Source organism: Kitasatospora sp. NPDC023120, from assembly GCF_055560835.1.
The window spans coordinates 319,957-332,309 of sequence record NZ_JBVHHY010000001.1; the positions used below are offsets into that span (position 1 = coordinate 319,957).

Sequence of the window (12,353 nt, forward strand, 5' to 3'; positions counted from 1 at the left end):
GGACCACACCACGGGAGATCGTCAGATGAACGCCGGCCTCACTCGCCTCACCCGCCTCACCCCGTACGCCGTCGTCGGTGCCCCCGCCCTGATGGCCCTCTACGGCGGCATCCGCCTGGTGCCGGGCTCCCGCCAGCCGGGCCTCGGCTGGACGGCCGGCCACACCGCGATGTTCGCCGGGCTGCTGCTGTTCGCCCCGGTCTTCCTCGCCCTGCGCCGACGGCTCGCCACGCGCGGCACGGCCGGTCGGATCGCGGTGGGCGCGGCGCTGGGGACGGCCTTCGCGGGGCTGCTCTGCTCGCTGGCGCAGATCGGGATCGACCTGGTGGTCGGCATCGAGGCGGCGGACAAGGCCGAGCAGTCGCGGCTGTTCGACCGGGTGCAGTCCGTCCCGGGTGTGCTGCCGGTCGTCTACCAGGTCGGCCCGCTGCTGTTCTACGTCGGCCTGCTGGCGCTGCTGATCGCCGCGTCGGTGGGCGCGGCCCGGACGCTGCGCTGGTGGAGCCCGGTGCTGGTGCTGCTCGGCACCGTCGCCTCGGCTGCCGACCTGGCCCTCATCCCGCTCGCCGCCGCCTGCTACCTGGTCGCGCTGGCCCCACTGGCCCGGCCCACCGCCGCGCCCCGGCTGGCCCTGGCCTGAGTGGGTGTCCGCCGGAATTCGGTGGCCGGGGGCCGGCCGGCGCCCGTACCGTCCCGGGTATGAACGCGAAGCGCCCCCTGATCGCCGTGCTCACCGGCGCGGGCATCTCGACCGACTCCGGCATCCCCGACTACCGCGGCCCGCAGGGCCTGTGGCAGAAGGACCCGTCGGCGCAGCGGCTGGTCACCATCGGGCCGTACCTCGCGGATCCGCAGGTGCGCCGCGCGTCCTGGCTGATGCGGCGGGAGGCCGGCGCGCTGGCCGCCGAGCCGAACGCCGGGCACCGGGCGCTGGTCGAGCTGGAGCGCTCCGGACTGCCCGTCCGGGTGCTCACCCAGAACGTGGACGGGCTGCACCAGCGGTCCGGGCTGACCGCCCGCAAGGTGCTCGAACTGCACGGCACCGCACGGGAGGTGCAGTGCGTGCGCTGCCGGGTGGTCGGAGCCATGGCGGACGCGCTGGCGCGGGTCGACGCGGGCGAGCCGGACCCGGACTGCCGGGAGTGCGGGGGGATCCTGCGGCCGCGGACGGTGATGTTCGGGGAGGCGCTGGACCCGGTGGTGCTCCGGCAGGCCGATGCCATCGCCCAGGCCTGCGACCTGTTCATCGCGGTGGGGACCAGCCTGCAGGTGTACCCGGTGGCGTCGCTGCCGCAGATCGCGCTGGAGTCCGGCGCCCGGCTGGTGGTGGTGAACGGCGAGCCGACGCCGTTCGACGAGGCGGCGGCCGAGGTGATCCGGGAGCCGATCTCGCAGGCGCTGCCCGAGCTGGTGCGGCGGCTGGTGATGGAACGGGCGTAAGGCCTCTTTACGGACGTACCGCGTGCGTACGATGATCGTTCCGGCGTCCCCCTCACGGCCTGGAGTGATCGAGCGATGACGACGACGGCGAAGTTCGACCCCTGGTCGGCGGCGTTCGTGGCCCACCCGTACGACGCGTACGCGGAGCTGCGCGAGCACGCGCCGGTGACGTACTTCGAGCCGACGAACCAGTGGCTCGTCTCCCGCCACGAGGACGTCAGCGCGCTGCTGCGCGACCGGCGGCTCGGCCGCACCTACACCCACCGCTTCAGCCACGCGGAGTTCGGCCGCCCCGAGCCCGACCCGGCGCACGAGCCCTTCCACACCCTGAACGACCACGGGCTGCTCGACCTGGAGGCGCCCGACCACACCCGGATCCGCCGGCTGGTCTCGAAGGCCTTCACCCCGCGCATGGTCGAGGGCCTGCGCCCGACCGTCCGGCGGCTGGCCGGCGAACTGGTCGACGACCTGCTCGGGGCCGGCGGCGGAGACCTGATCGCCACCGTCGCCGAGCCGCTGCCGGTCGCCGTGATCGCCGAGATGCTCGGCGTCCCGGAGGGCGACCGGCACCTGCTGCGCCCGTGGTCCGCCGACATCACCGGGATGTTCGAGCTCAACCCGACCGAGGAGGCCGCCCGACGGGCTGTCACCGCGAGCGTCGAGTTCTCCGACTACCTGCGCACCCTGATCCGCGAGCGCCGGACGGCACCGGGCGAGGACCTGATCAGCGCGCTCATCCAGGCCCAGGAGGGTTCCGACGCGCTCAGCGAGCAGGAGATGGTCTCCACCTGCGTGCTGCTGCTCAACGCCGGCCACGAGGCGACCGTCAACACCACCGGCAACGGCTGGTGGGCGCTGTTCCGCCACCCGGGGGAGCTCGCCCGGCTGCGCGGCTCGGTGGACGAGCTGCTGCCCACCGCGATCGAGGAGCTGATGCGCTGGGACACCCCGCTGCAGATGTTCGAGCGGTGGGTCCTGGAGGACATCGAGGTCCGCGGCGTCACCATCCCGCGCGGCTCCGAGGTCGCCCTGCTCTTCGGCTCCGCCAACCGCGATCCCGAGCGCTTCGCCGACCCCGACCGGCTCGACCTCGCCCGCACCGACAACCCGCACATCACCTTCGGTGCCGGAATCCATTTCTGTCTGGGCGCCCCGCTCGCCAGACTGGAGCTCACCGAGTCCTACGGCACCCTGCTGCGCCGGGCCCCGGGCCTGCGGCTGGTCCGTGAGCCCGAGTGGAACCCGGGCTACGTGATCCGCGGGCTCGGAGAACTGCTGGTCGAGGTCTGACGGAGAAGAAGGGGGAGCGGCCGTGGGCAAGGCGACGGGGGCGCTGCTGGGGCTGGCGATCGGGGACGCGATCGGCCGGGTGACGGAGTTCAGGAGCATCGAGGCGATCGCCGCCGAACATCCGGACTGGCGTCAACTCCCACTGCCCGCAAGGGCGTTGGTCACCGATGACACCCAGATGACGCTCGCCCTCGGCCGCGGCCTGCGCACCGCCCTGGCACGCGGACCGCTCACGCCCCTGCGGCTGGAGCGGCCCGTCCGCGAGGAGTTCGTCGACTGGTGGCGCTCCCCGGAGAACAACCGCGCCCCCGGCTTCACCTGCCTGCGCTCCTGCGAGCGGCTCAGCCACGACGGCGTCCGCTGGCAGCAGGCGAGCGACGTCGGCTCCAAGGGCTGCGGCGCCAACATGCGGGTCGCCCCGATCGGGCTGGTCCGCGAACTGGACGCCCGGCAGCTCTCCGGCGCCGCGCAGCTGCAGTCCGCGCTCACCCACGGCCACCCCACCGCGCTCGCCGCGAGCGACCTCACCGCGTACACGGTCCGACGGCTCGCCGAGGGCGTCCGGCCCGCCGACCTGCTGGCGGTGCTGCGGACGTACGCGCTGGCGAGCCGCGAGCGGTACGACGAGTTCTGGCTCGGCGACCTCGCCGCGAGGTGGTACGGCCGCTCGCCGCAGGCCGTCCTCGCCCGCGGCTGGGACGACTGCCTCGCCGTCCTCGACCAGCTGGACGCCGCGCTCGCCGCACCCGACGTCGAGACCGACCCCTGCCTGGCCACCGGCGAGGGCTGGGTCGCCGAGGAGGCCTTCGGCACCGGCCTGCTCTGCTTCCTGCTGCTGCCGGACGACCCGGTGGCCGCCGTCCGCCGGGCCGCCTACTCCGGCGGCGACTCCGACTCCCTCGCCTGCCTGACCGGCGCCTTCGCGGGCGCCCACCACGGGGAGGCGGTCTGGCCGGCCGACTGGGTGGAGCGGATCGAGTACCGGGACGAACTGCTGGAGCTCGGGGCGCTCTGGGACTGAGCCCCGGGACCGAGCCCGCGGGACCGGGACGGAACCCGGAGCCGGGGCCACGCGTCGAAGGGCCATGACGAACAGCAGCACCGGAACCCGTCGCCGTCCGTCCCGCCGCCCGGCGGCGCTGCTCCTCGCCGCCGCGCTCGCCGCACCGCTGATCGCCGGCTGCGGCAGCACCGCGACCGCGACCGGCACCGAGGTGAGGGCCTCCGCGCCGGCAAGCAAGCCCGCGGTCGATCCGGCCCAGGTGGCGGCCACCGCGAAGGCCACCGACGCCTTCGGGCTGGACCTCCTGCACGCCCTCACCGCCAAGCCGGACGACACCGGGCGCAACCTCGTGGTCTCCCCGTCCGGCCTGGCCACCGCGCTCGCCATGCTGCTCCCCGGCGCCCGCGGCGCGACCGCCGATGAGCTCGCCAAGGCCCTGCACACCGACCTCGACCCGAAGCAGTACGCCCTCGCCACCGGAGCGCTGAACCGGCCCGTGCCGACCACCGACGGGCTCACCCTGCGCCGGAGCGACGAGGTCTGGACGCAGCAGGGCTTCCCGGTGCAGCCCGACTACCTGGCCACCCTTGCCACCGCCTTCGACGCCGGAGTGCACACCACCGACTTCAAGAAGGACCCCGACGGCAGCCGCAAGGCGGTCAACGCGGCCGTGGAGAAGGCCACCGACGGACGGATCAAGGACCTCTTCGCCCCGGCGCAGATCAACGGGGACACCCGGCTGGTCCTCACCGACGCGCTCTACCTCAAGGCGAAGTGGGCCTCCGCGTTCAAGCCCGGCCACACCGAGGACCGCCCGTTCCACAAACTCGACGGTTCCACCCCGTCCGTCCCCTCGATGAGCCAGACCGGCGGGTTCAAGTACGCCGACGGCTCCGGCGGCATCGTCGGCGAGCCCTGGCAGGCCGTCGAGCTCCCCTACCGGGACGGCAACGTGGTGATGGACCTGATCGTCCCCGCGCAGGGCGGCTTCGCGGCCTTCACCAAGGGGCTGGACCAGCCCCAGCTCGACCGGATCCTCGGCGCCCTCGTCGAGCAGCCCGTCGACCTGCAGCTGCCGCGCTTCCACTTCGACACGTCCAACGAGCTCACCCCCGCGCTGCGCTCGCTCGGCGTCCACTCGGCCTTCGACGACGCCGACCTCAGCGGCATCGCCAAGGAGCCGCTCGCCGTCAGCACCGTGGTGCAGAAGGCCACCGTCCAGGTCGACGAGGAGGGCACGGTCGCGGCGGCCGGCAGCGGCGTCGGGATCGGCGTGGCGGCGGCGCCCGCTCCGCGCGAGGCCGTCCAGCTGCACATCGACCGGCCGTTCCTGTTCCTGATCCGGGACACCTCGGGCGGGGGCCCGCTGTTCCTCGGCCAGGTCACCGACCCGCAGGCGAAGTAGCCCCGGACGGGCGGACAGCCCGAATCGGGTGGGATCCCCTACCAGGCCGGGTAGCGCCCGCCGAGCCCCGGGTGGAGCGGGTCGCGGCTGCCGAACAGCACCAGCAGGTCGTCCGCGACCTGCCGCAGCTCGGCCCGCCCCTCCACCGCCCCGGCCCACTCGGCGGGCAGCGCCGAGGCGCCGTACGCGGCCCCGACCAGGTTGCCGCAGACCGCGCCGGTCGAGTCGCTGTCCCCGGAGTGGTTCACCGACAGCAGCAGCGCGGTGCGCACCGGGTCGGGGTCCAGGGTGGCCGCCAGCAGCGAGTACACCGCGATGGCCAGGCACTCCTCGGCGATCCAGCCGAGCCCGACCCGCTCCACCGCCTCCGCCGCGGGCTCGGACTCCTGGGCGATCCGCACCGCCCGGGCCAGCGCCTGGACGGTCTCCTTGGACTGGGGCAGGTCGCGGATCTGCTCCACGGTCTCGCCGACCGCCGCCCACGGCTCCGTCCCGTTCACCAGCCGCTCGACCAGCGCCGCGAAGGCGCCCGCCGCCAGGTAGCCGGTCGGGTGCCCGTGGGTGAGCTGGGCGCACTGCACCGCCAGCCCGAAGGACTGCTCGACCCCCAGCCGGGCCAGCCCGAACGGCGCCGAGCGCATCACCGTGCCGCAGCCCTTGGAGCCCGGGTTGATCGGCCCCGGCCACCCGATCGCGGACGGCGCCTCGAACACCGGGTGCTCAGACACCCCGCTCAGGCAGGCGTTGCCCGGCGCCCGCCTCGCGTACAGGAAGGGCTGCCGCAGCAGCCAGCCGTCGTACGGGCGGGGCTGCGGTTCGGCGTCCGGCGCGGGCTGGTACTGCGTCAGCAGCCAGCGCCGGTAGGCGCCGTGGACGGCCTCCGGCACCGAGCCGCCGCCGCCCGTCCAGCCGCGGACGAAGCCGCGGATCAGGCCCTCGGCGGTGAACAGCGTCATCTGGGTGTCGTCGGTGACCTCGACCGGCCCCGGCCCGGCCGGCAGCGCGGTCACGCCCGCCGGCCCGTACCGGTCCTGGATCTGGTGGAGCTGCTGGAACTCCACCGGCCAGCCCAGCGCATCGCCGATCGCTCCGCCGAGCAGCGCTCCGCGCACCCGGTCCCGGTAACCCGACTCGGCCGCCGGCTCCGTCACGTCGAATCCCCCTTCGTTCGTGGCGGGATACGTTCTATCAGGTCTCCCGGAGCCGACGGGTCCGCCCGCGGCGCTACCGGTGGATCTCCCCGGCGCGCCCGTGCAGCGCGGCCCGGTCGGCGGCGGCGCGCCCGGCCGCCCAGCCCTCGCCGTCGCTGACCCGGACCCGCTGCGAGACCAGCTTCGGGAACAGCCGCCCGACCTCCTCGTCCACCGCCTCCGAACGGGCGGCGAGCGCGGGCAGCAGCCTCTCGTCCGGCAGCAGCTGCTCCTCGGTGCCGTCCTCGCGCAGGTGCCGCCCGGCCGCGGCGGCGCTGGTGGTCCGCTCGGTGGCGGCGGTCAGCCGCTCGCGGATCCGCGCCGCGTACGCGACCAGGAAGGACTGCCGGAACGCCTTGCTGCGCGAATCTCGGCCGGAGCCCGCCTTGTTGAGGGCGTGGGTGGCCTGCACCAGCAGCGAGGTGTAGAGCAGCTCGACGCCGTCCAGGTCGCCGTCGAAGCCGACCACGGTGCAGAAGCCGAACTCCTTGGCCCACACCACCCGGCACCGGTTGGCCGCCGCGACCGCGTCCAGCAGCATCGTCTTGGGGCCCTCGTACGGGTTGTCCACCCCGATCCGCAGCGCCGCCGGGGTGTCGCGGTCGGCACCGGCGGCGGCCACCAGCGCCTCGTCGATGCTGTGCTGGGCCATCAGCTGCTGGGCCTTGGCCGTCAGCGCCTCGGCCTCCTCGGGGTACTCGGTGGACTCGGCCTTCGCCAGCAGCGCCCGGATCCGGGCCAGCATCCGCGGCTCGCCGGTCGGCGCCCCGGCGTGCTCGGGCCCGGACCGATGCGGGCGTGCCGCCTGCCCGGGGGCCGGCCCGACCGGGGCGATCGGCGGCAGCCGGCCCCAGGTGCGCAGCAGCTCCAGGGCGGCGGTGGCGAGCGCGAAGCGGTCCAGCCGGTGCCGGTGCGCGAAGGCGCCCAGGTACTGCTCGTCGCCGGGCCACCAGACCTCGGCCTCCAGCTCGCGCAGCTGCTCCCGCCAGCGCCGGTCCAGCGTCGCCGCAGGGTGCCGGCGGTCCTCCGCGGCGATCAGGTCCACCGCGAGGGCCAGGTGGACGGGCTTCAGCCCGCGCCGCACCACCCGCACCAGGTCCGCCGGGCGCCACCCGGCGGACCAGCAGCGGCCGACGGCGGTGTCCGCGTACCCCAGCAGCGCCCGGCTGACCGCCGGCCACTGCCCGGCGGAGGCGGCGAGCAGCGACGCCCCGGTGTCCAGCGCGAGGTCCAGCCCCTCCTCCGGGGCCGTCAGCACCGACCGCACCGCCTGCTCCAGCAGCGGCCCGGCGTCCCCGCCCTGCTGCGCGCGCTTGCCCACGGTGTGTCCCTGCTCTCCTCGACGGCCCGGTTCCTCCTGCCCATGATGCCGGAGCGCCCGGCCCCACCGAGGGGGCCGGGCGCTCCGGACGGTGCGGGGAGCCTCAGCGCTCGACGGCCTTGGCCAGGATCTCCGGGCTGCGCTGCAGCAGCCGGGTGGCCGCCATCCGCACGCCGAGGACGGCGACCAGGGCGCCGTAGAGCGGGCCGATCAGCAGCACCGGCCAGCTCGGCCCGTCCGAGAGCAGCGCCCAGCCGAGGTAGCCGCCCACCGGCAGGGCGAGCAGCGCGACGCCGAACATCGAACCGAAGGAGTTGAGCATGATCAGCCCGCTCTGGCCGGGGGCGGCGTTGCGCATCGGGTTGCTGTCGGCCGGCATGGTGTACGGCACCAGCACGCTGAACATCGCGCCGAGCGCCACTCCGCAGCCGAGCAGCGCGAACGCGAGACCCAGCGCGGACGGCAGCTCGCCCCACTGGCCGGTGACGGACGCCAGCGCCAGCCCGAGCACCACCGTCACCGGGACGGCGTACGACAGCACCGCGTACGCCCGGCCGCGCAGCTCGTCGCGGGCGTCCGCCGGGGTGCGCAGGGTGGCGGCGACCATCCAGAACGCCGAGCCGTCCATGCCGAACAGGTTGAGCATCTGCAGCCCGAGGAACATCCCGCTCATCGCCAGCAGGTAGACGCTCGCCCAGCCCTGGACCATCGACAGCACGCAGCCGACCGCCGTCATGCCGATGCTGGTGAACAGCGCGGCCTTGGCCCGCGGTTCGCGCCAGGCGTACCGCAGGTGGCGCTGCATCACCGCGCCGGCCCGGCCCTCGGGCAGGAAGCCCCAGCCGCGCGAGCGCTGCACCCCGCGGGCCACCTCCAGGGTGGAGGAGTCCGCGGTGACCATCAGCTCCTGCAGGCTGCCGCGCCACCAGCGCAGCAGCAGCGCCACCAGCACGCCGGCCGCGGCGAGCTGCAGCAGCGCGAGCCCGTAGCGGCCCTCGGCCGCGGTGCGCGGCGCGTCGGCCGCGCTGATCGGCGGGATCCAGCGCAGCACGGAGGCGATCGGCTTCAGCGGGCTGAGGTCGATGTCGTGGCCCGGACGGCCGAAGACGCTCTGCGAACCGACGTTGGCGGCCTGGATCAGCAGCGCGAAGGCCAGCCCGCCGAAGATCGCGAAGTCCTTGCCGCGGCGGCTGGAGAGCATCCGGGCGTTGCCGGCCGCGACCGCCCGGGAGAGCGTGACCAGGCAGGACACCGCGAGCGGCACACCGACCACCGCGACGGCGGCCGAGACACCGCCGCCGGCACCGGCCAGCACCGCGCCGGTCACCAGCACCAGGTTGATCAGCGGTCCGGGCCCGATCAGCGCGGCCAGCAGCGAGCCGCGCAGCAGCGGGCCAGGCCGCAGCGGCAGCATGGTGAGCCGGGTGGGATCGGCGCTCTCGTCACTGGAGAACAGGAACAGCGGCAGCGCGGCCCAGCCCAGGGTCAGCACGCCGACCAGCATCACCCCGGCGTCGCCGGAGCCCGCGAAGCGCCCGTTCAGCGCGGCCATGGCGACGGCTATGCCGCTCGCGAAGGCCAGGCCGACGATGCCGCCGATCACGTAGACGGCGGTCCGGCCGGGGCTGCGCCGCAGTCCGTTGCGCAGCAGCCGCAGCTTGAGCGCCACCAGGGCGCGGACCACCGTCCGCCCGTCGGGCACCGCGTTGGGCACGGTCGCACTCACTGCCCGCCCCCGAGCTGGCTGCCCCCGAGCTGCCCGTCGGTGACCGGACCGCCGTCGGCCCGCCCGCCGCCGAGCCAGCCGAGCGCCTGCCCGTCGTCCTCCCGGACGCCGATCAGCTCCAGGAACGCCTCGTGCAGGCTGCGCCCGCCCCGGACCGAGTCCAGCGGCCCGTGGGCGATCACCTGGCCCGCGTTGACCACCGCGACCCAGTCGCAGAGCTGCTCGACCAGCTCCATCACGTGGCTGGAGAAGACGACCGTGGAACCGGCCGCCGCGTACCGCTTGAGCACGCCGCGGATGGTCTGGGCGGAGACCGGGTCGACGCCCTCGAAGGGCTCGTCCAGGAAGAGCACGTCGGGGTTGTGCAGCAGCGCGGCGGCCAGGCCGATCTTCTTGCGCATGCCGGTGGAGTAGTCGGCGACCAGCTTGTCGGCGTCGCGGCCGAGGTCCAGGACGGTCAGCAGCTCCTCGGCCCGGCGGTCCACCTCGGCGCCGGGCAGGCCGCGCAGCCGCCCGGTGTACTGCAGCAGTTCGCGCCCGCTGAGCCGCTCGAACATCCGCAGGCCCTCGGGCAGGATGCCGATCCGCGCCTTGACCGTGACCGGGTCGGTCCACACGTCGGTGCCGTGGACCAGGACGGTGCCCTGGTCGGGCCGCAGCAGCCCGGTGGTCATCGACAGGGTGGTGGTCTTGCCCGCGCCGTTCGGGCCGACCAGGCCGATGAACGAGCCGGCCGGCAGCTCCAGGCTCAGCCCGGCCACGGCGGCCTGGGTGCCGAAGTGCTTCCACAGCCCTCGGATGCTGACGGCGGACGGGGTGCCCGCCCCGGGGAGGTCGGAGGGCGGTGGTGTTGACACCTGCATTGCTGCCTTCTCTGTTCGTGGTGGACGGAGCTCTCGGGGCTCAGCCTGGCACTGTCCGAACAGGCTGTCGTCCCAGTTGAGGATCCCCTGAGCGTGTCCGCCGAACGGGTGAGGAGCGCCGCCCGGGCTCTGTTCCGGCAGTTGATGGGCCGAATTGGCAACTACTCAGTTCCCTTGTTCGTCCTGCACTATGAGGAACAGTGAGGGCGCGGGGGTGCCGCGGCACCGGGAGGTGGCGGATGTCCGTTCAACGGTGGGGCGAACCCGGTCCCGGCCGCGAACACGGCCAGGGTCACGGGCGGGAACACGGCCGGGGCAGCGACCACCGGCCGGTCGCCGGGCGGCAGCCGGCCCCGCTCCCGCAGGCGGCGATGCGGGCGGGCCACGCGGACCGCGACCGCACGGTCGACGTGCTGAAGGCGGCGTTCGCCGAGGGCCGGCTCTCCGTCGAGGAGTACGAGGAGCGCCACGAGGCGGTGGTCGCGGCGCGGACCTTCGGCGAGCTGGCCGCGCTGGTGGCCGACCTGCCGGCCGGCCCGATGATGACGCCGGCCCCGGCCGCACCGCCGGTTCCGGCCACCTTCCTGCCCGCCCAGCCCCCGCAGGCCCGCCAGACCAGCGTGCTGGCGGTCGTCTCCCTGATCCTGAGCCTGATGTTCTTCTCCCTCCCCGCGGTGGTCACCGGCCACATCGCCCGCTCGCAGATCCGGGCCCGGAACCTGGACGGCGACTGGGCGGCCGTCCTCGGCCTGGTCATCGGCTACACGGGCAGCGCGTTCTGGACCCTGGGGATCCTGGCGGGCCTCGGCCTCGGCTGAGGGCCGGTCCGCGTCGCGCACTCCGGTGGCGGGCGGTCGGGGACTGTGGTAGAGCGGGTGAAGACGGCCCGACACCGGGCGGCCACGTACGGGACACTCGCGTGACGCCCGGCCGAAGGCGGCGACCTGCGGCGTTGCATTTGTTTTGACCGCGCCCCATGCGCTAGGTACGCTCTGACCTTGTGCCTGGGGTGTCCCCGGGTCCTTGTGCGTGCATGCACACCGGTCGCCGCGCCGAGCCGGAGCGCCTTCCAGCGCTCCGCGCGTAGAGCGCCGTCGCTGTACATCAGCCATGGGATTCCGTGTCGTAACAAGCCCAACACACCCGACCGCGTGGGTCGACCACGGGGCCGTGTGCGAGGGAGACACCGCAGGTTAGTTCCACCAAGCCTTGGCACACAGAAAACGGAGAAACGGTGCCTACGATCCAGCAGCTGGTCCGAAAGGGCCGGCAGGACAAGGTCGAGAAGAACAAGACTCCCGCGCTGAAGGGCTCCCCGCAGCGCCGTGGGGTCTGCACGCGTGTGTACACGACCACCCCGAAGAAGCCGAACTCGGCGCTTCGTAAGGTCGCCCGTGTGCGCCTCACCAGCGGGATCGAGGTCACCGCTTACATTCCGGGCGAGGGCCACAACCTGCAGGAGCACTCCATCGTGCTGGTGCGCGGTGGTCGTGTGAAGGACCTTCCTGGTGTCCGCTACAAGATCATCCGCGGTTCGCTCGACACCCAGGGTGTCAAGAACCGCAAGCAGGCCCGCAGCCGCTACGGCGCCAAGAAGGAGAAGTAAGAATGCCTCGTAAGGGCCCCGCCCCGAAGCGCCCGGTCATCATCGACCCGGTTTACGGCTCCCCGGTCGTCACCCAGCTGGTCAACAAGATCCTGCTGCACGGCAAGCGCTCCACCGCCGAGCGGATCGTCTACGGCGCCCTCGAGGGCGTTCGCGAGAAGACCGGCTCGGACCCGGTCGTCACGCTGAAGCGCGCGCTGGAGAACGTCAAGCCGGCCCTCGAGGTCAAGTCCCGCCGTGTCGGTGGCGCGACCTACCAGGTTCCGGTCGAGGTCCGTCCGGGCCGCGCCAGCACCCTGGCGCTGCGCTGGATGGTCGGTTACTCCCGCGCCCGTCGCGAGAAGACCATGACCGAGCGCCTGATGAACGAGATCCTCGACGCCAGCAACGGCCTGGGCGCTTCCGTGAAGCGTCGCGAGGACACCCACAAGATGGCCGAGTCCAACAAGGCCTTCGCGCACTACCGCTGGTAGTCCGTACCCCGTCACTAGACAGAGAGAGAACGAGCC

Annotated in this window: 12 protein-coding genes; 8 read left to right on the forward strand and 4 right to left on the reverse strand. The window is 73.8% G+C overall.

Translation table 11 applies throughout. The features are described 5' to 3' along the window. Positions 1-25 precede the first annotated feature (25 nt). The 5 genes from ACZ3TI_RS01540 (at position 26) to ACZ3TI_RS01560 (ending at position 5,138) form a co-directional block, all read left to right on the forward strand. Positions 26-640: a hypothetical protein gene (locus ACZ3TI_RS01540; RefSeq protein ID WP_465722151.1), complete on the forward strand. Its 615-nt coding sequence runs from the start codon at positions 26-28 to the stop codon at positions 638-640. A 59-nt stretch (positions 641-699) separates the two neighbouring features. Beyond that, positions 700-1,440, forward strand: coding sequence for an SIR2 family NAD-dependent protein deacylase (locus ACZ3TI_RS01545; protein WP_465722153.1), 741 nt, complete (start codon positions 700-702; stop codon positions 1,438-1,440). Positions 1,441-1,515: 75 nt separating this feature from the next. Next, positions 1,516-2,730 carry a cytochrome P450 gene (locus tag ACZ3TI_RS01550; RefSeq protein WP_465722155.1) on the forward strand — a complete coding sequence of 405 codons (1,215 nt, stop codon included), beginning with the start codon at positions 1,516-1,518 and terminating at the stop codon, positions 2,728-2,730. A gap of 22 nt (positions 2,731-2,752) precedes the next feature. Next, a complete protein-coding gene (locus ACZ3TI_RS01555; protein WP_465722157.1) occupies positions 2,753-3,751 on the forward strand; it encodes an ADP-ribosylglycohydrolase family protein in 999 nt (332 codons plus the stop codon). 64 nt (positions 3,752-3,815) lie between these two features. Next, a complete protein-coding gene (locus tag ACZ3TI_RS01560; protein WP_465722158.1) occupies positions 3,816-5,138 on the forward strand; it encodes a serpin family protein in 1,323 nt (440 codons plus the stop codon). Between the two features lie 38 nt (positions 5,139-5,176). Here the strand turns inward: ACZ3TI_RS01560 and ACZ3TI_RS01565 are convergent, their stop codons facing one another. The 4 genes from ACZ3TI_RS01565 to ACZ3TI_RS01580 all read right to left on the reverse strand — a co-directional run bounded on the left by ACZ3TI_RS01565 (position 5,177) and on the right by ACZ3TI_RS01580 (position 10,238). Beyond that, positions 5,177-6,289, reverse strand: a complete 1,113-nt coding sequence (locus ACZ3TI_RS01565; RefSeq protein WP_465722160.1) for an ADP-ribosylglycohydrolase family protein — start codon at positions 6,287-6,289, stop codon at positions 5,177-5,179. Positions 6,290-6,362: 73 nt separating this feature from the next. Further along, positions 6,363-7,649, reverse strand: coding sequence for a DUF2786 domain-containing protein (locus ACZ3TI_RS01570; protein ID WP_465722162.1), 1,287 nt, complete (start codon positions 7,647-7,649; stop codon positions 6,363-6,365). Positions 7,650-7,752: 103 nt separating this feature from the next. After that, positions 7,753-9,375 (reverse strand): transporter, encoded by a 1,623-nt coding sequence (locus tag ACZ3TI_RS01575; RefSeq protein WP_465722164.1) that lies wholly within the window; start codon positions 9,373-9,375, stop codon positions 7,753-7,755. Next, a complete protein-coding gene (locus ACZ3TI_RS01580; RefSeq protein WP_465722166.1) occupies positions 9,372-10,238 on the reverse strand; it encodes an ABC transporter ATP-binding protein in 867 nt (288 codons plus the stop codon). The genes ACZ3TI_RS01575 and ACZ3TI_RS01580 overlap by 4 nt, the downstream gene beginning before the upstream one ends. Before the next feature lie 239 nt (positions 10,239-10,477). On the opposite strand from ACZ3TI_RS01580, the gene ACZ3TI_RS01585 reads away from it, so the two are divergent. From ACZ3TI_RS01585 to rpsG, 3 genes are all read left to right on the forward strand, one after another. Then, a complete protein-coding gene (locus tag ACZ3TI_RS01585; protein ID WP_465722168.1) occupies positions 10,478-11,056 on the forward strand; it encodes a DUF1707 and DUF4190 domain-containing protein in 579 nt (192 codons plus the stop codon). Between the two features lie 416 nt (positions 11,057-11,472). Then, the gene (rpsL, locus tag ACZ3TI_RS01590) at positions 11,473-11,844 is read left to right on the forward strand and encodes a 30S ribosomal protein S12 (protein WP_014144289.1); all 372 of its coding nucleotides are present in this window, start codon (positions 11,473-11,475) and stop codon (positions 11,842-11,844) included. Between the two features lie 2 nt (positions 11,845-11,846). Next, positions 11,847-12,317, forward strand: a complete 471-nt coding sequence (gene rpsG, locus ACZ3TI_RS01595; protein ID WP_030055803.1) for a 30S ribosomal protein S7 — start codon at positions 11,847-11,849, stop codon at positions 12,315-12,317. Positions 12,318-12,353 lie beyond the last annotated feature (36 nt).

Bases quoted from the DNA above. Each gene is read 5' to 3' on its own strand.
- ACZ3TI_RS01540 (WP_465722151.1), top strand. From the start codon at position 26: ATGAACGCCGGCCTCACTCGCCTCACCCGCCTCACCCCGTACGCCGTC.
- ACZ3TI_RS01545 (WP_465722153.1), top strand. From the start codon at position 700: ATGAACGCGAAGCGCCCCCTGATCGCCGTGCTCACCGGCGCGGGCATC.
- ACZ3TI_RS01550 (WP_465722155.1), top strand. From the start codon at position 1,516: ATGACGACGACGGCGAAGTTCGACCCCTGGTCGGCGGCGTTCGTGGCC.
- ACZ3TI_RS01560 (WP_465722158.1), top strand. From the start codon at position 3,816: ATGACGAACAGCAGCACCGGAACCCGTCGCCGTCCGTCCCGCCGCCCG.
- ACZ3TI_RS01580 (WP_465722166.1), bottom strand. From the start codon at position 10,238: ATGCAGGTGTCAACACCACCGCCCTCCGACCTCCCCGGGGCGGGCACC.
- ACZ3TI_RS01585 (WP_465722168.1), top strand. From the start codon at position 10,478: ATGTCCGTTCAACGGTGGGGCGAACCCGGTCCCGGCCGCGAACACGGC.
- rpsG (WP_030055803.1), top strand. From the start codon at position 11,847: ATGCCTCGTAAGGGCCCCGCCCCGAAGCGCCCGGTCATCATCGACCCG.